Origin of the sequence: Acinetobacter bereziniae (assembly GCF_016576965.1) — a bacterium.
Taxonomy (GTDB): domain Bacteria; phylum Pseudomonadota; class Gammaproteobacteria; order Pseudomonadales; family Moraxellaceae; genus Acinetobacter; species Acinetobacter bereziniae.
In genome coordinates, this window is sequence record NZ_CP066119.1 from 4669872 (window position 1) to 4685881 (window position 16010).

Genomic DNA, 16010 nt, shown 5'->3' on the forward strand with positions numbered 1-16010 from the left:
AAAAATACATTCAATATTTGCACATTTTAAATAAATGTGCGATTCTCTGCGCATATAAAGAAATTTTTATTTCTTACACAGTTTATTGAACAAGGGGAGTAGCCTCCTCCAATCAGAATATCGTCATTACGCTTTGAAAAGCCGGTATCTGAGCATTTTAGTCATGTTATAAACGCTAAAATGTAGGCAAGACCTTGATCATGTTGATACAGATGTTTAATCATCTGGCAACAGGTCAAGGTTTTTTTATGCCTGATTGCCAGATTCGGAGAATTTTATGGAATCTATAGGCAATCCATGGCTGTATTTAGCGTTCTTCGCTATCGTCATCGTGATGTTACTGATTGACTTTTTAGGCTTTAAGCAAAAAGAAGGTCAAGACGTTAAAATTAAAACTGCTGCCTACTGGAGTATTGCGTGGGTCAGTGTCGCTGCTTTATTTGGTGGCGGTTTATGGCTGTATTTACAGCAAACTGCGGGTGTTGCCATAGCCAATACGAAAACCATGGAATACTTTGCAGGCTATCTCTTAGAAAAATCCTTAGCAATTGACAACGTTTTTGTTTGGTTAATGATTTTTGCTGCATTTGCGATTCCACAAGGCTTACAGCGTAAAATTTTACTCTATGGTGTATTAGGCGCAATTATTTTACGTACTCTATTTATCTTTATTGGTGCTTGGTTCGTTCAAGAGTTCTCTTGGGTTCTCTATATCTTTGGTGCTTTCCTCGTTTATACAGGATTCAAATTCCTGAAAGGTCAAGATGAGGAAGAAACCAATATCGAAGATATGGCGATTCTAAAATGGCTACGTAAACACATGCGCATTACACCTAAACTGGAAGGCGCTAAATTCTTTGTCCGTCAAAATGGTGTACTTTGGGCAACGCCGTTATTTCTAGTATTAATTTTAGTTGAAGCATCTGATGTGATCTTTGCTGTCGATTCAATTCCAGCTATTTTTGCGGTCACCAGTGATCCTTTTATTGTACTCACGGCGAACTTAATGGCAATTTTAGGCTTGCGTGCGATGTTCTTTTTATTGTCTGGTGCTGCGTCAAAGATGCACTATTTACCTTACGGTTTAGGAATTATCTTACTGTTCATTGGTTTTAAAATGTTAATGTTGGATGTATTCCATATGCCAATTTGGATTTCTTTAGGGTTCATTGTTATTGTATTGACCATTACCGCTTGGCTGTCGATCCGCCATAACAAAAAGCATCAGGAAACCCGTTTATAAAACTAAACCAAGCCTTCCACTCGGAGGGCTTTTTTATCAGGACATCCTAAGCAAGGAATGCGTTTTAAATACCACTTGATCATGGGATGCTTTGGAATATTGAATTCATTCTTTACTGAGCTATTCCTGATCTCTAAATGGTTGATCGACAATCACCAATTTGTCCCATCTCTGCAAAAAACGCTTAGACTCGATTCGTTGTACAAAGGTGGCATAACTGACTAAACGAGCATTCCATCTTAACTTTAACTCAAATAAATCATTGAGTCCAAAAGGCGCAATCCATTCTAATTGACCAGACTGTTGTAGACGAACAGCTATTGCAGTTGAGGTTTCAACCCAAACAGATAAAGCATCAAATAATGAAGAATATTGACTAATCGCATTCCCATCATCGGTTTTGTACCATAGATGAACATAGGCTTGATTGACCACATCCCAATCATTGCTTGGGAATTTTTGTTTTAATTCTTGGCTTAAACGCCGTTCTTCACCCCCTAATTGATCTTTTAAATCATAAAAAATCACATCAATCTCGGTGTCATCAAGACAATAAACCTGATCGTGTAAATTAGACCATACCATATTGCGAATGACCCCTGCACTCAAATAGGCATCTGCATGTAGTTCTCGCAAATACTGTAACCTCATCATCAGTTGAGGGGAGCTATAAATCATCTGTTCAAGCTGTTTTGTATAGTTCATGGCTCTTTTTATTCAACGCTATTTCGCAATCATTCAATGTCTAAATGGTTTGAATATCGATTTATTTTCAGACGATTATCCAGATAAAAAACAATTTTATAAATCACAGACTGTACATTCAACATACATCCTCATATCATACAGCGCATAAAACAATTTCTTTTTATCATGTTATAAAGCAAATAGATAAAAATACTCGATGATCTAAGGCTAATCATGCGTTCAAAAAAAATCAGTCTGGTTGTAGTCCCTCTTTTAATTACAGCATGCAGTAGCAATAACAAACCCCTTGTTCAAGATGTTTATAATAGCCAATATGACTGTTCATATGACTGGAACACTGATCTCTGTGAAGAGGAAACAGCAACAAGTTCTTCTGGTAGTCATTCTTCTGGTGGATACTATGCTGGCTCTCGCTTTATTGGCCCACAATATTATGAAGGCAATCGCAAAGTAAATTATTTAGGACGTAAAGTTGAACCTTCGACAAATCTAAGTGTTGGACAACCGCAGGTTTCTCAAGTCACCAAAAGTAATAGCAAATCTTCGCCTGTGCGTGGAGGCTTTGGGCGCAGTGGGTTCTCTTTTGGTGGTTAGACATCTTATACGCAATCTTATGATTTAGAATATTATGAAAAGAAAATGCTTCCAAGCTCGTCCCAACTGGCAACAAGAACACGAAAAAATTGGTTTTGATTATTACAACTTACCTTCTCTGGATGGTTCCATTTACTGGTCTGAAGGGGTTGCTTATGAATTTACCCTAAAGCAAATTGAGCAACTTGAAGATGCCTCGAATGAATTACACCAGATGTGCATGCAAGTGGCAGGAGAAATCATTCAAAAAGGTGATTATCCTGATTATTTTCAAATTCCACAGGCTGCAATCCCACTCATTGAACATTCATGGCACAACCATGCACCCATGCTCTATGGTCGATTTGACTTTGCCTATGATGGTCGTCAAATCAAAATGCTGGAATACAATGCAGACACACCCACGGGGTTACTCGAAGCCTCAGTTGCTCAGTGGCATTGGATTGAACAAGTGGAAAATATTCCGCATCGTGATCAATTCAACAGTATTCACGAAGATCTGATTAATCGCTGGAAAACGATTTTTCCACGAGGTTCGCATATTCATTTCGCTGCTTGCCAAGAAGCCGGACGTGAAGATTGGGGAAATCTCGAATATTTAATGGATACGGCGTTCCAAGCAGGACATCGTGTGTCCGAACTTTCGATGGAAAATATCGGATGGGATGGACAAAACTTTGTGGATTTGAATGATCAATCGATTGATCAGCTATTTAAACTTTACCCTTGGGAATGGGTCTGGGAAGAAAACTTTTCTCAATATTTAAAACCCTCCACCCAATGGGTCGAGCCATGTTGGAAAATGTTGCTGTCAAATAAAGCAATTTTGGTAGAACTTTGGAAAAAGTTTCCAAACCATCCTTATTTACTTGAATCCCATGCCTTCGATACCAATGTTTCATTACAAGGCAAATGGGTGAAAAAGCCTATTCTCGCCCGAGAAGGCGCAAATATCCGTGTAGTAGAAGATAATATTGATCAGGGCGCTGCTTCAGGAAGCTTCTACTTTGATGATTATGATAAATACGGTTATATTGCGCAAAAATGGGTCAATACCCCATTGTATGACGGTAAACTTCCAACACTGGGTTTATGGATGGTTGGACATACTTGTGCAGGTATGTCGATTCGAGAAGATGAATTTGACATTATTGGGAATGATGCACATTTTGCAGCCCATTATTTTCTAGAGTAATTTTAAACAGACCAATATTCAGTACAACACTGTCATTATTTTGGCGATTAAACATTTAAAAATCTCTAAATATCATATCCACTATTTAAACTAAGGGGTTTATCCAGTGAGATAAATCCCTTTTATGACTCTGCTTATTGTTAAATTGTATGATCCGCAACACGTTTCATGTATTGATTTAAGCGGGTAAAAAACACAATCTGCAAAAAAATCGTAAAGGCAGAAACACACCACTCATACCACATTTCAAAAGCAGTATTTTCAAGATCAAAAAATTGATAAATGCCGAGCAGAATCAAACCAAAAGCAATTCCCGCAACAGTGGTCTGCAACAAAATAGGGAATGAGAGTGCCGTGACACGATTCATAAAATGCACGCCCTCATCACCACCGTTTGCAGCATAGCAACGTTGAATGCCAACAAACATAATGATCAGCGTCAATATGCCTTCTAAACCAATCACACGAGCATCATAATAAGGTGAAAACATACCATAGTAATAAACTGCACTGACCACTAAAGCAGCGATCAAATAATAATTTTTATAATGGCGTTTTTCTAAAGTATCTTCTGCTAGTTCATGCGCCAAAGCTTTGGTATTCCAAAAATACATAAATATTATTTTCTCTTATTTCCATCATTTGCCGACACTGTACCTATTCTTAGATTAAAGATAAAGTCACAAACTCAAATATTCGTGTAATGCTTTTGATTTTTTCACAATCTTCAACATCAATTACATTTTTGAGCACACAAGAAAATAAAACTGCTTACAGCAGCTTAAATAAATTTCAGGTACAATCAATCGAAAAAAGGATAAATTGCAGGTTTTACATGTCTTCTGTTGTGCAGAAAACGGCGATTCGCGGACGTTTTCTTGATATTCAAAATACCGTTTCCCAAGCCACTCAAATTTTAGATCAAACGCGTTATATTGAAGATGGGTTATTGATTACTGAACAAGGTAAAATTATCTGGTTTGGTGATTGGGAAGCAGGGCAGTCGCAATTAAGTAATGATATGAGCGTTGATCATTATCCTGAACAGTTGATTGTACCTGGTTTTATCGACACTCATATTCATTTTCCACAAACAGAAATGGTGGGTGCCTATGGCGAACAATTATTAGAATGGCTCAATACCTATACCTTTCCAACAGAAATTCAATTTGCAGATAAAAACTACGCAGATAAAATCGCACAGTTTTTTGTTCATGAATTACTAAAAAATGGCACAACAACAGCACTGGTTTTCTGTACAGTACATCCGCAATCTGTGGATGCTTTATTTGAAGCTGCAGAACGTCATCAAATGCGCTTAATTGCGGGTAAGGTGATGATGGATCGTCATGCACCAGAAGAGCTGACTGATACGGCTGAAAGTGCTTATCTCGACTCAAAAGCACTGATTGAAAAATGGCATGGCAAAGGTCGTAATCTTTATGCCATTACGCCACGCTTTGCACCAACCTCTACACCAGAACAGTTGGCAAAAGCAGGGCAATTAAAAGCAGAATATCCTGATGTTTATGTCCATACGCATTTAAGTGAAAATAAAAACGAAATTACTTGGGTCAAAGAATTATTTCCAGAACAACAGGGATATTTAGATGTTTATCATCATTATGGGTTAACAGGGGTGCGTTCTGTTTTCGCCCATTGTGTTCATTTAGAAGAACACGAATGGGATTGTATGCATGCAACTGATTCTGCGATCGCATTCTGTCCAACCTCCAACTTATTCTTGGGCAGTGGTTTATTTCCATTAAAAAAATCTTGGGAAAAACAAGTCAAAGTTGGTCTTGGAACTGATGTAGGCGCAGGCACCGCATTTTGCCACTTACAAACACTTAACGAAGCCTACAAAGTTCAGCAACTACAAGGCGATAAACTTTCAGCCCTGGAATCGCTTTATCATGCAACGCTTGGTGGTGCTAAAGCGCTGCATTTAGATGATCGATTGGGCAATTTCAATGTAGGCAAAGAAGCTGACTTTGTCGTGCTGAATTTAAAAGCAACCGCATTACAGCAATTGCGTCAAGAGCGAGCAAAAAATATTGAAGATGCATTATTCGCCTTATTCACTATGGGGGATGACCGTAATATTCAAGCCACCTATATTTATGGACAAAAAGCCTATGCACAAGTCTGAAAAAAATCCTAAATCATCACCCTCCAAGAAAAAACTTCTTTTGATAGGTGGTGTTTTTATCGTATGTGCGCTGTTGTTAAAACAAGATGCGCACTAGATATTTAGCTTCAAATTTCGGCATTTACATTTTCAAATCGTAAAAAGGATGCATCTGAACCTGATATGTTTTAAAATTATGCCATCTTTTAGGGTGTTGCTAGTCAACACCTTTTTTAATTTTAGAATTTGATGTTTAAGTTTTAGGTATTTCCCATGACTGTTGAAATGAAAGTAATGATTTCTGCTGAAGAAATTCATGCAAAAGTTCAAGAACTTGGTAAAAAAATTGATGCGCATTATGCCAGTAGTGATAAAGAATTGGTTTTAATTGGCTTATTGCGTGGTTCAGTGATTTTTATGGCAGATTTATGCCGTGCCATTACTAAAACTCACGAGCTCGATTTTATGACGGTTTCAAGCTATGGTGGCAATACAACATCCTCTCGTGATGTCAGAATCCTAAAAGATCTAGACGGAGAAATTCGTGGAAAAGACATCTTGGTGGTAGAAGATATTATTGATTCAGGCAATACCTTGAGCAAAGTTTTAGAAATATTAAGTACTCGTCAACCGAATTCAATTGAACTGTGTACTTTAGTCAGCAAACCTTCTCGCCGTGAAATCGACTTAGACGTGAAATTTCTAGGCTTTGAAGTAGAAGATAAGTTTATTGTGGGTTATGGCTTAGATTATGATCAAAAATATCGCCATATTCCATTTATTGGAGAAATTGGTCTATAAGATCATCTTCGGTAAACCCATTTTACCTAAACTGATTTAAGCGACCACGGTCGCTTTTTTTATGGCTTCCCCCAGCAACCGTCGAACAAAAATGCAACAACTTGTAGCAAATCCAACCTTTTACTTCCTTTAAAAATATTTGAATATTAAATTAATTCGATGCAGTAACTCACGACAAAATAAAGAAAAAGGAGAAAGATTATGATGTCATTGATTAGTGCAATTGTGATTGGTTTTATTGCAGGTCTGATTGCTCGAGCAATCCATCCTGGTGATGATAAAGCAGGTTTTATTGTAACCACAGCGCTGGGGATCGTAGGTTCATTGGTTGCAACCTACGGCGGTCAATTATTAGGACTTTACCCTAAAGGTGCATCTGCCGGTTTTATTGCCTCTGTGGTGGGTGCAATTATCGTGTTATTTATTTACAACATGATTGCCAAACGAAGTTAAAATTTTGTATTTAGAAAAGCACCCATTCAGGGTGCTTTTTTTCTAAGTGCTTATGAAATTATCGTTTTATAATCCAAATTTGTTCCATAACTTCTCAATTTCTTCAGCAGGGTAGGCACCCATTGCTTTATAGCCATTTGAGAAAATAATTGCTGGTGTACCGTGTAGCGCTAATTTTTTACCTAATTCTAAATTACGCTCAATCGGTGTTGGACAATTTGCTGGTGCAGTGGGTTTTACCCCATTTTGAATCAAATTTTTCCATGCATATTCACGATTTGCCGAACACCATACTTGCTTTGCAGGCAAAATAGATTGTGCTTTGATCGGATAGATAAAAGTATAAATCGTCACATCATTGAGTTTAGCTAGATTCCCTTCAAGCGTTTTGCAATATGGGCAATTTGGGTCAGAAAAGATGGCTAGCTGGCGTTTTCCATTCCCCCTGACTGTTTTTACTGCATCATTGAAAGGAAGACTTTTAAAATCAACTGTATTTTTTTCAACAACGAGATCTTTGGTTAAATTATGTTGATCTTTTAAACGAATCATAGAACCAACAAATATATGTTGAACATCTTCATTGATATACACGATTTGATTATCTAACGTACCACTATACAGACCTTGCATTTCAGTCGTCTGTAAATGCTCAATTTTGACATTGGGATAGTTTTTGCTGAGTTTTGCTTTCGCAGTTTCAATACTGGCAAAACTACTCCCACAAAAAGCAAAACTTAAACTCAACGCAATGATGTGCTTTAACATAAATCAAAAATTCAGAATATATTGTCAGTTATTAAAACACAGTTGCCTTGTGAGCTTGTTTGAAAACTGTGATTAAACCAACTTGAGTAAAATATGCTCGACTCAAATCCAGAGTTATAATAAAGGGATAAATTTAAATTATGGTGATGAAGTTTCACGTGGAACCCAGCTAAAAATCGCAGTTTGATTAATTTCAACGGAAATATGAACCAATTCGTTGTGGATTGATAATGCTTTACGAATTTGATCTGCATTTAAATTTTGATCAGATATTTCAAGTGCCAAAATGACTGAAAACTTGGCTTTGCCCACCTTCCAGACATGGAGATCAGTTATTTTGGCGTTTACTTTAAGACCTGTAATGACTTCACGGATTTCATCCACTACAACATGATCCATTTCAGCATCCAGTAAAGTTTTGCCTGTTTCTTTAATAAGACCAAATGACCAACGTCCAACTAAAATTGCGCCCACAATACCCAAAGTCGCATCCAAAAAATCCCAACCAAAATATTTACCTGCAAATAATGCAATAATTGCCAAAACAGAGGTCAGTGCATCTGCTACTACATGAAGAAAAGCCGCTTTTTGATTTAAATCATGTCCATGATGTTCATCATGATCATGTGAATGATGGTGATGGTGATGGTGATGGTGATGGTGATCATGCAGTAACCATGCACAGATTAAATTGACCAATAAACCTAAAATAGCAATTAGAATCGCTTCATTATAATGAATCTGAACAGGATGAAATAAACATTCAATCGATTGAAAAGCCATAAATAAAGCGACAACCATCAGTAAAATTGCACTGCTATAACCTGCTAAAATCTCTATTTTCCATGTACCAAAACTAAAACGAAAATCCTGCGCATAATAGCGCGCGGCTCGATAAGCAGCATAAGCCAAACCGAGCGCCAGCATATGTGAACTCATATGCCAACCATCAGCAAGCAATGCCATCGAATTAAAAATCCAGCCTCCCAGAATTTCAAACAGCATCATCAAACCTGTCAAAATGGTTGCCCATAAAATTTTCTTTTGTGCCAATGGATTACCTTCATCAAACTGATGAGTGTGTTCACGTTGTATAGTTTTAAATTGCATGTGGGCATGATCCTATATACTCCCCATGAGTATATTATTTTATTTTTAAATATACTATAAGGGAGTATATTTTTAGCGGATCAGTTTATGAGTCATGTCCATCAAGATAAAAAAGTCCTTAACCGTGTCAAACGTTTAAAAGGACAGCTGAATGCCATTGAAGAGGCATTGAATGATCAAAGTACTTCATGTATTTCGGTTCTCCAACAAGTCGCAGCAGTGAAAGGAGCCGTCAATGGTTTAATGAATGAATTAATTGAGCAACATCTCACTGAACATGTGATTCAAGACCCTGAAGCTGTTGATGCAAATGAGTTACAAGAATTTTTAAAATTGCTTAAACGTTATTCATAAAATAAGCTCAATACAGGTGATTAGATAAAGTCTTAAAGTTTTAATTGACCCCCTACTGATTAAGTTCTAAGCTTTTCGGTATATGCGATTTCTTCGTTGCCGATCTTAATACTTATCTTCGGCATTTATCCGCAAGATTATTTGCACTTTAAGTCCTAGATCTATGAATCAGCAATCATGGCGTCCATTTCTCATGGTCAGTCTTGCCTTATGTATTGGCACCATCGGTACTGCACTTGCGAGTCCGTTATATCCAATCTATCAACAGCTTTGGCACCTGCTCCCGAGCCAAATCACTTATATCTTTGTTGCATATATGTTTGGTTGTTTAACTACATTGCTGTTTTTAGGGCGTATGAGCAATAGCTTTGGCTTTATTCGTACCTTACAGATCGGCTTATTCTTCGCTATTATTGGTCTGAGCCTCTCAGTTTTTGCCTCGAATCGTTATTATCTGGGTTTAGGTCGTTTCATTATCGGAATCGCATCTGGCTTAATCAGCACCTCGGCAATGCTAGGATTAATCTATACTATCCCAGATTCACACAAACAAAGTGCAGCACAATTAAGTTCAATTATTACCGTGATTGGTTTTGGGTTGGGACCTTTTATTGGTGGTGCAATTGCTCAATTTTCAGATCAACCACTAATCACACCTTATTTACCTGTCATTGTCGCAGCGCTGCTGAGTTTATTCAGTTTATTTCGCATTAAAACTGTTCAATTTGAAAAACAATCTTTTTCTATTGCACCTCATTTACAATTACCAGAGACACAATATAAAGGCTTATTTTACATCACCAGTTTTAGTGCGTTTTGTGCTTTCGGATCATTCAGTTTATTTGCCTCTTTAGCGCCCTCGTTTATACGTGAAGTTATTCCGTGGCATGGTCCTTTGGTCAGTGGCGCAACCATTACCAGTATTTTAATGGTTTCTGCGATTGCTCAATTCGCTGCCAAATCAATGAATATGCACAGAGCCCTAAATATCGGACTAATTTTATTAATCAGTAGTTATTTGATTTTGTCTGTCTGTATGTTGATGCATTGGAGTTTTTTATTCTTTATCAGTGTGATTTTGGTTGGCATGGGACATGGGCTCAGTTTATTGAGTGCTTTTGCATTGATTCATCAAATGACCCAAATCGAAAATCGTGCCGCTGTGGTTTCAACATATTTGTTTATTGCTTATTTTGGTACGATTGTGCCAATTATTTCCGCAGGATACTTATCCGATCATTTTGGTTTAATGATCGGTGTTTTAGGCTTTTGTGCAGGAGTCGGCACATTATGCTGTTACTTATTGATTCAACATTTAAAAAACAAATACCGCTTAAAAATAGGTGCTTAGCACCTATTTTTAAATCAGTTATGGAACAATATCTATTTTAACCACTTCAATATCTGTTGGTTTGTAGCGATGCGTGTCGACTTCACCCACGATTTTTACTTTGGTGCCAGGCTTTAATTTTTTTAAATCAATCAGATCATCATCCACTTCGATTCCAATGGTTCCTGTACTGTCTTTTAATTCATAATGTTCATGCTTAATTTGACGCACAATCGAACCGGTTAAAGTTACCGCAGTTTCGTCACTGGCACGTAATGCTTGTTCAATGGTGATATTATTTTTCGCTGCTTCTTGAATAATCACATGATCTGCCTTACCCGCCCAGACATTTGAAGTGATCACGAATACTGCGAGGGAAAGCAATAAAGGAGACTTTTTCATAATACACCCTTTTGAATATGTTATTGATCTTACAGTAAACAATTCAAACTCAGATGTAAAATCAGCTTACAAAAGCACAACTTTTCATCAAAAAAGCTGACACTTGGTCAGCGTTCATGTTCACTATTTTAAGCTTATTTACCAATACAGAACGATCCAAAGATAACTCCCAAGAGATCATCAGCACTAAAATCACCTGTGATTTCACCCAAAGCGTTTTGGGCAAGTCGTAGTGATTCCGCAACCAACTCTCCTGCATGATAAACCACAAGTTGCTCATGTGCCTCTGCCAAATAGCGCTGTGTGCGCTTCATTGCGTCTAAATGGCGTGTTCGAGCAATAAAGGTATCTTCCTCAGGCTGAAAGCCTGCATGCGCTGTAATCGCATCTATGAGTACTTGCACGCCCACATCCTGTTTGGCTGAAACGGTGATATGGCGAAAACCTTGCAAATCATTTAATTCAGCAGATTGATCGGTGAGATCACATTTATTTCCAATCAGTATTAAACGCTTGTAATCTAAGTGGTTTTCAAAGTAATTTTGTGCAAGTTCTAAAGGATTTTCACCTTGGCTCAAGTCATAAACCAAGAGCAATAAATCGGCTTGCTCAATCTCTTTAATTGCACGACGAATGCCTTCTTTCTCGACCACATCGCCTGTTTCACGTAAACCTGCAGTGTCGGTTAAAGTGATCGGTAAGCCATTTAAACTAATTTTCTCATGCAACACATCACGTGTAGTTCCAGCAATATCCGTCACAATAGCACGATCATTACCCGCCAAGGCATTAAGTAATGAAGATTTACCTGCATTAGGTTTCCCAGCAATCACCACTTGCAGACCTTCACGTAGTAATTGACCTTGACGAGCTGATTGTTGTACCGCAGCAACCGAAGTTTGAACCTCTTCTAACAAACTCAGTATTTTCCCATCCGCCAAAAAGTCAATTTCTTCCTCTGGAAAATCAATTGCAGCTTCAACATGCAAGCGTAGATGGATCAGTTTCTCCAACACGGTATTTACTTTATTGGAAAATACACCTTGTAGGGAACGTACTGCAGAACGTGCTGCAGCTTGTGAGGTTGCATCAATCAAGTCAGCAATCGCTTCAGCTTGTACCAAATCCATTTTGCCATTTTCAAAGGCACGCATGGAAAACTCACCAGCTTTGGCTGCAGTGGCACCAAGCTCCAATAAACGTGTCAGTAGCGCATTTTGAATCACTGGTCCGCCATGTCCCTGTAACTCAACCACATCTTCACCCGTAAAGGAATTTGGATTGGGAAAACAAATGGCTAAGCCTTCATCTAAGACTTCACCTTGATCGTCAAAAAATTGACGAAAACCAGCAAAACGTGCTTTGGGAAGATCTTTTTGTGTCAAAGCTTGCGCAATACTGTAAGCCTTTGGTCCAGAAAGACGAATCACACCTACACCACCACGTCCTGGTGGCGTCGCAATTGCGGCAATTGTGGTTTGGTTTACAGTGTTCGTCATCTAAATTTACTCAAACTTTGACAATAAAAAATCCGCCTAAGATTACCATCTTAAGCGGATTTTTTCAGCTATTGCTTAATCGTTAAAGATTAAACAACTTCATTTTCAACTTTGGCTTTTGCAACATTTTTATTGATAAACCACTGTTGCAGAATCGTGATCGAGTTGTTCACAATCCAGTATAAAACCAAGCCAGCAGGGAAGAACAGCATAAATACTGTAAACATGATTGGCATGATTTTGAAAACTTTCGCCTGCATAGGGTCAGTCGGTTGTGGGTTCAATGATTGTTGAACAAACATCGTAACACCCATGATCAATGGAAGGATAAACCAAGGATCCATTGCAGACAAATCTTGAATCCACAGCATCCACGGTGCATGGCGAAGTTCTACAGACTCCATCAATACCCAGTACAATGCTAAGAAGATTGGCATTTGTAAAAGTAATGGTAAACAACCCGCCAAAGGATTGACTTGCTCACGTTTGTAAAGTGCCATCATTTCTTGAGAGAAACGCATACGGTCTTCACCAAACTCTTCTTTCATGCGTTGCATTTCTGGTGCAATCACACGCATTTTCGCCATAGAACGATAGCTCTTAGACGACAACGGCCAAAGAATAAGTTTAACCAATACAGTCAATAGAATGATTGACCAACCCCAGTTACCCACAAGGTTATGGAAGAACTGTAAACCTGCAAATAATAATTTGGCAATTGGCCATAACCAACCATAGTCTACAGTTTGGTTTAAACCTACCGCTAAATCTTTCAATTCAGACTGGACTTTTGGACCAGAGTAGAAAGTTGCATCAATGCTCATGGCTTTACCCGCTGGAACATTAATGGTTGGTGAAGTAAATCCAATGATGTTCATACCATCAGCAGATTTACGTGATTCCAATTTTGCCGTGTATTGCTGACCACCAAAGTGACCTGGCATCCAAGCACTTACGAAATAATGCTGAACGATCGCAACCCAGCCACCTTTTGCTTCAGTGTTGAGTTTTTCATCGGTAAAATTCGCAAATTTTAGCTTGTTATAATGCTCATCTGGTGTACCCCAAGCGCCACCCAAATAGGTTCCAAGTGTGAAAATACCTTGAGAGGTTTTTCCTGGATCATCTGAGTTATCACGCTTAATTTGACCAAACATTTGTCCTTGCCAATTTTGCGTACTACGGTTTACAACCTGATAGCTGACATCAATTGGGTATTGACCTTGTTTGAAACTAAACGTTTTGATGATTTCAACACCATCCGCTGTTTTAAATACCATCGGAACAGTTAAGACTTGAGAAGATTTACCTTCTTTGTCTTGTGCGGTTTTAGCATCAGCAAGGGTATAAGCACTTTTTTCAAACGCATAGCTTGGACGATCTGGTTTACTGTCTGGACCGTTCAATCCAATTAAACCAGATTGCGCAACATAGGTACGTTTTGCATCACTTTCAAGCATAACAAAAGGCTGATCACTGTCTTTGCTCTTGTCATGATTCAGTAATTCAATACGAACAATATCACCACCTTTTGGACTAATCCAAAGATGATAAAGATCAGTTTGTACTGAAATCAATTGTTGATTTGCTGTGGCTGGCGCAGCTGTATTTTGTTGTGCAGCAGCTATATTTGCTTGTGGAACATCGCTAGAAGCCGCAGTTGCTTGACCTTTTGGCAAATCGGCAGAGACATCATGCGCGACAACAGCCTGCGGAGTCGCAGCTTTTGTTGCATCATGACCATAGTCTTTTTGCCAAGCCAAAATGAGCAAATATGCGGTGACTAACATGGCCCCAAGGATTGCAAACCTGGCCCATTGTTGCATATCTATTACCCCAAGTGGTTAGAGTGATTTTGGTTCAATAAACGTTCACGCAAGGGTACAGGAACATGAAGCGTTTGAGAATCTATTTGCTGAAACGAAATAAAACGAATTGTTTTTTTTGGCACGGGATCATAACCATACCCGCCCCAAGGATGACAACGGCACACGCGTTTTGCAGCTAACCAGCTGCCTTTCATTGCGCCGTGCGTATGGATTGCTTCTAACGAATATTGAGAACAAGTCGGAATATAACGACAACGAGGTCCAATGAGAGGACTAATCGCAATTTGATAGAAACGAATCAACCAATGCAATAAACGAATCATTGGTTTCCTCTATTTTTGAGGGGAAGATTGAGCTATTTTATGGTGCTTTTTAACGATGCGTTGCAATTTTAACCAAGCAAATTGTAACTGCTGAAAAAGTTCAGCATTGGGTACGGCTTCTATGCCGACTTTAGGCATCACCACAATATCCAACAGATCAATATTTTGCTGGTTTAAGCGAAAACTTTCACGCGTTAAACGTTTTATTCGATTTCTTTCGTGCGCACGGCGCACTTTTTTCTTAGCAACAACGATACCCAAACGGCTTTTAGGCTGTTCAGTCACTTTTGCTAAGAATATAAAATGGGGTTGATGCACTTTAAAAAGCGCACCATCAAATACACCTTTGTAATCTGCAGCGCAGTGGATTCTCACCGCTGGGCTGAAACTATAAAGAGACATAACACCCAAGTCGTGTATTAACTGTTTAACGAATTAAACAGTTAAGCTGTGACGACCTTTTGCACGACGGCGAGCTAATACTTGACGACCAGCCTTAGTAGCCATACGAGCACGGAAACCATGAACGCGCTTACGCTTTAATTCAGATGGTTGGAATGTACGTTTCATATCGAAACTCCAAAATTGATCTTTCTAAAGGTTCGCGATTGTATTGTGCATTCTTTATGCTGTCAATGAATATACACATATCTCTTCTATATTCGATCATATTTGTTGCATTTTTACCCACATGAAATTTTAACTGTCTTTTGAGCTATAAAATCAACAAAAAAAGTATTCACAACATAACTTATTATTTTATAGTATAAATAAGAGTTACCAACAGATATATCCTCAAAGTTATCCATAACCTCATCTAGATTTAAATTCGTTTCCATGTTTTTAAATTTAAAAACCTGCTAATTTTGAATTTAAATTCATAACTTGGAGGTTATCCACAAAAAACTCGGTTCTTATAAATAAATTCAAATTTAAAATTTAAATTTATTATTATTAGTGTCGGTTATTTCTGTGGAAAACAGCTTTTTTACATTAAATAATAAAGATTTAAGCTGTGGGTATCTGTGTTTTTATTAATTTGATGGATTGTGGATAAGTTTATGTGATAATTTATCCACAGCATGTGGAAAACCTTATCCACAAGTGCTTTGAATTTAAATTTATTTACAGAAAGTTGCTTTTTTGAGCGAATTTACTTGAATTGTTCATGACAGATGTGGGTAACTTGGTTAGAATGGCGACCCCTTTATCCATAGGGTAGGGGGAATGTTGTGTTTTTTGAATTTAAAATGGAATAGAGGGGTTTCAC

Annotated in this window: 18 protein-coding genes; 8 read left to right on the top strand and 10 right to left on the bottom strand. The window is 38.1% G+C overall.

Going from position 1 to position 16010, the window contains the following annotated elements:
- Window positions 1-277: 277 nt before the first annotated feature.
- Entirely contained in the window at window positions 278-1243 is a 966-nt protein-coding gene (locus I9192_RS21895; protein ID WP_004824018.1) for a TerC family protein, read from the top strand.
- 120 nt (window positions 1244-1363) lie between these two features.
- Here the strand turns inward: I9192_RS21895 and I9192_RS21900 are convergent, their stop codons facing one another.
- Entirely contained in the window at window positions 1364-1948 is a 585-nt protein-coding gene (locus I9192_RS21900) for a nucleotidyltransferase family protein (RefSeq protein WP_005034853.1), read from the bottom strand.
- Window positions 1949-2164: 216 nt separating this feature from the next.
- On the opposite strand from I9192_RS21900, the gene I9192_RS21905 reads away from it, so the two are divergent.
- Window positions 2165-2545, top strand: a complete 381-nt coding sequence (locus I9192_RS21905; protein WP_004824014.1) for a hypothetical protein — start codon at window positions 2165-2167, stop codon at window positions 2543-2545.
- Window positions 2546-2579: 34 nt separating this feature from the next.
- The gene (locus tag I9192_RS21910) at window positions 2580-3740 is read left to right on the top strand and encodes a glutathionylspermidine synthase family protein (protein ID WP_004824012.1); all 1161 of its coding nucleotides are present in this window, start codon (window positions 2580-2582) and stop codon (window positions 3738-3740) included.
- Window positions 3741-3880: 140 nt separating this feature from the next.
- On the opposite strand, the gene I9192_RS21915 is transcribed toward I9192_RS21910, so the two are convergent.
- Window positions 3881-4354 (bottom strand): hypothetical protein, encoded by a 474-nt coding sequence (locus tag I9192_RS21915; RefSeq protein ID WP_005034850.1) that lies wholly within the window; start codon window positions 4352-4354, stop codon window positions 3881-3883.
- Window positions 4355-4575: 221 nt separating this feature from the next.
- Here I9192_RS21915 and guaD point away from each other — a divergent pair, with 221 nt between their 5' ends.
- The 3 genes from guaD (at window position 4576) to I9192_RS21930 (ending at window position 7125) form a co-directional block, all read left to right on the top strand.
- Window positions 4576-5892: a guanine deaminase gene (gene guaD, locus I9192_RS21920; RefSeq protein ID WP_200150037.1), complete on the top strand. Its 1317-nt coding sequence runs from the start codon at window positions 4576-4578 to the stop codon at window positions 5890-5892.
- Window positions 5893-6144: 252 nt separating this feature from the next.
- A complete protein-coding gene (gene hpt / locus I9192_RS21925; RefSeq protein WP_005034840.1) occupies window positions 6145-6672 on the top strand; it encodes a hypoxanthine phosphoribosyltransferase in 528 nt (175 codons plus the stop codon).
- 201 nt (window positions 6673-6873) lie between these two features.
- On the top strand, window positions 6874-7125 hold the full coding sequence (locus I9192_RS21930; protein WP_004824000.1) for a GlsB/YeaQ/YmgE family stress response membrane protein: 252 nt from the start codon (window positions 6874-6876) through the stop codon (window positions 7123-7125).
- Between the two features lie 66 nt (window positions 7126-7191).
- Here the strand turns inward: I9192_RS21930 and I9192_RS21935 are convergent, their stop codons facing one another.
- Window positions 7192-7893: a DsbC family protein gene (locus I9192_RS21935; RefSeq protein WP_200150038.1), complete on the bottom strand. Its 702-nt coding sequence runs from the start codon at window positions 7891-7893 to the stop codon at window positions 7192-7194.
- 138 nt (window positions 7894-8031) lie between these two features.
- Window positions 8032-9003, bottom strand: a complete 972-nt coding sequence (gene dmeF, locus I9192_RS21940; RefSeq protein ID WP_200150039.1) for a CDF family Co(II)/Ni(II) efflux transporter DmeF — start codon at window positions 9001-9003, stop codon at window positions 8032-8034.
- Between the two features lie 87 nt (window positions 9004-9090).
- On the opposite strand from dmeF, the gene I9192_RS21945 reads away from it, so the two are divergent.
- Together I9192_RS21945 and I9192_RS21950 are read left to right on the top strand one after the other, a co-directional pair.
- Window positions 9091-9357 carry a metal/formaldehyde-sensitive transcriptional repressor gene (locus I9192_RS21945; RefSeq protein WP_004823994.1) on the top strand — a complete coding sequence of 89 codons (267 nt, stop codon included), beginning with the start codon at window positions 9091-9093 and terminating at the stop codon, window positions 9355-9357.
- Between the two features lie 163 nt (window positions 9358-9520).
- Window positions 9521-10708, top strand: coding sequence for an MFS transporter (locus I9192_RS21950; RefSeq protein ID WP_200150040.1), 1188 nt, complete (start codon window positions 9521-9523; stop codon window positions 10706-10708).
- A gap of 18 nt (window positions 10709-10726) precedes the next feature.
- Here the strand turns inward: I9192_RS21950 and I9192_RS21955 are convergent, their stop codons facing one another.
- The 6 genes from I9192_RS21955 to rpmH all read right to left on the bottom strand — a co-directional run bounded on the left by I9192_RS21955 (window position 10727) and on the right by rpmH (window position 15310).
- Window positions 10727-11089 (bottom strand): NirD/YgiW/YdeI family stress tolerance protein, encoded by a 363-nt coding sequence (locus I9192_RS21955; RefSeq protein WP_009584746.1) that lies wholly within the window; start codon window positions 11087-11089, stop codon window positions 10727-10729.
- A 134-nt stretch (window positions 11090-11223) separates the two neighbouring features.
- Complete coding sequence (gene mnmE / locus I9192_RS21960; RefSeq protein ID WP_046759640.1) at window positions 11224-12588, bottom strand: tRNA uridine-5-carboxymethylaminomethyl(34) synthesis GTPase MnmE; 1365 nt, start codon at window positions 12586-12588, stop codon at window positions 11224-11226.
- Between the two features lie 89 nt (window positions 12589-12677).
- Window positions 12678-14414: a membrane protein insertase YidC gene (gene yidC, locus I9192_RS21965; RefSeq protein WP_200150041.1), complete on the bottom strand. Its 1737-nt coding sequence runs from the start codon at window positions 14412-14414 to the stop codon at window positions 12678-12680.
- Window positions 14415-14419: 5 nt separating this feature from the next.
- Window positions 14420-14740, bottom strand: coding sequence for a membrane protein insertion efficiency factor YidD (gene yidD, locus I9192_RS21970; RefSeq protein WP_005034824.1), 321 nt, complete (start codon window positions 14738-14740; stop codon window positions 14420-14422).
- A 9-nt stretch (window positions 14741-14749) separates the two neighbouring features.
- Window positions 14750-15142, bottom strand: a complete 393-nt coding sequence (gene rnpA / locus I9192_RS21975) for a ribonuclease P protein component (protein ID WP_004823984.1) — start codon at window positions 15140-15142, stop codon at window positions 14750-14752.
- A gap of 33 nt (window positions 15143-15175) precedes the next feature.
- The gene (rpmH, locus tag I9192_RS21980) at window positions 15176-15310 is read right to left on the bottom strand and encodes a 50S ribosomal protein L34 (RefSeq protein ID WP_000831329.1); all 135 of its coding nucleotides are present in this window, start codon (window positions 15308-15310) and stop codon (window positions 15176-15178) included.
- Between the last annotated feature and the right edge of the window lie 700 nt (window positions 15311-16010).

Bases quoted from the DNA above. Each gene is read 5' to 3' on its own strand.
- I9192_RS21900 (WP_005034853.1), bottom strand. From the start codon at position 1,948: ATGAACTATACAAAACAGCTTGAACAGATGATTTATAGCTCCCCTCAA.
- I9192_RS21905 (WP_004824014.1), top strand. From the start codon at position 2,165: ATGCGTTCAAAAAAAATCAGTCTGGTTGTAGTCCCTCTTTTAATTACA.
- I9192_RS21945 (WP_004823994.1), top strand. From the start codon at position 9,091: ATGAGTCATGTCCATCAAGATAAAAAAGTCCTTAACCGTGTCAAACGT.
- hpt (WP_005034840.1), top strand. From the start codon at position 6,145: ATGACTGTTGAAATGAAAGTAATGATTTCTGCTGAAGAAATTCATGCA.
- yidD (WP_005034824.1), bottom strand. From the start codon at position 14,740: ATGATTCGTTTATTGCATTGGTTGATTCGTTTCTATCAAATTGCGATT.
- I9192_RS21935 (WP_200150038.1), bottom strand. From the start codon at position 7,893: ATGTTAAAGCACATCATTGCGTTGAGTTTAAGTTTTGCTTTTTGTGGG.
- guaD (WP_200150037.1), top strand. From the start codon at position 4,576: ATGTCTTCTGTTGTGCAGAAAACGGCGATTCGCGGACGTTTTCTTGAT.
- I9192_RS21930 (WP_004824000.1), top strand. From the start codon at position 6,874: ATGATGTCATTGATTAGTGCAATTGTGATTGGTTTTATTGCAGGTCTG.
- I9192_RS21950 (WP_200150040.1), top strand. From the start codon at position 9,521: ATGAATCAGCAATCATGGCGTCCATTTCTCATGGTCAGTCTTGCCTTA.
- mnmE (WP_046759640.1), bottom strand. From the start codon at position 12,588: ATGACGAACACTGTAAACCAAACCACAATTGCCGCAATTGCGACGCCA.
- I9192_RS21910 (WP_004824012.1), top strand. From the start codon at position 2,580: ATGAAAAGAAAATGCTTCCAAGCTCGTCCCAACTGGCAACAAGAACAC.
- I9192_RS21895 (WP_004824018.1), top strand. From the start codon at position 278: ATGGAATCTATAGGCAATCCATGGCTGTATTTAGCGTTCTTCGCTATC.
- rpmH (WP_000831329.1), bottom strand. From the start codon at position 15,310: ATGAAACGTACATTCCAACCATCTGAATTAAAGCGTAAGCGCGTTCAT.
- yidC (WP_200150041.1), bottom strand. From the start codon at position 14,414: ATGCAACAATGGGCCAGGTTTGCAATCCTTGGGGCCATGTTAGTCACC.
- dmeF (WP_200150039.1), bottom strand. From the start codon at position 9,003: ATGCAATTTAAAACTATACAACGTGAACACACTCATCAGTTTGATGAA.
- I9192_RS21915 (WP_005034850.1), bottom strand. From the start codon at position 4,354: ATGTATTTTTGGAATACCAAAGCTTTGGCGCATGAACTAGCAGAAGAT.
- rnpA (WP_004823984.1), bottom strand. From the start codon at position 15,142: ATGTCTCTTTATAGTTTCAGCCCAGCGGTGAGAATCCACTGCGCTGCA.
- I9192_RS21955 (WP_009584746.1), bottom strand. From the start codon at position 11,089: ATGAAAAAGTCTCCTTTATTGCTTTCCCTCGCAGTATTCGTGATCACT.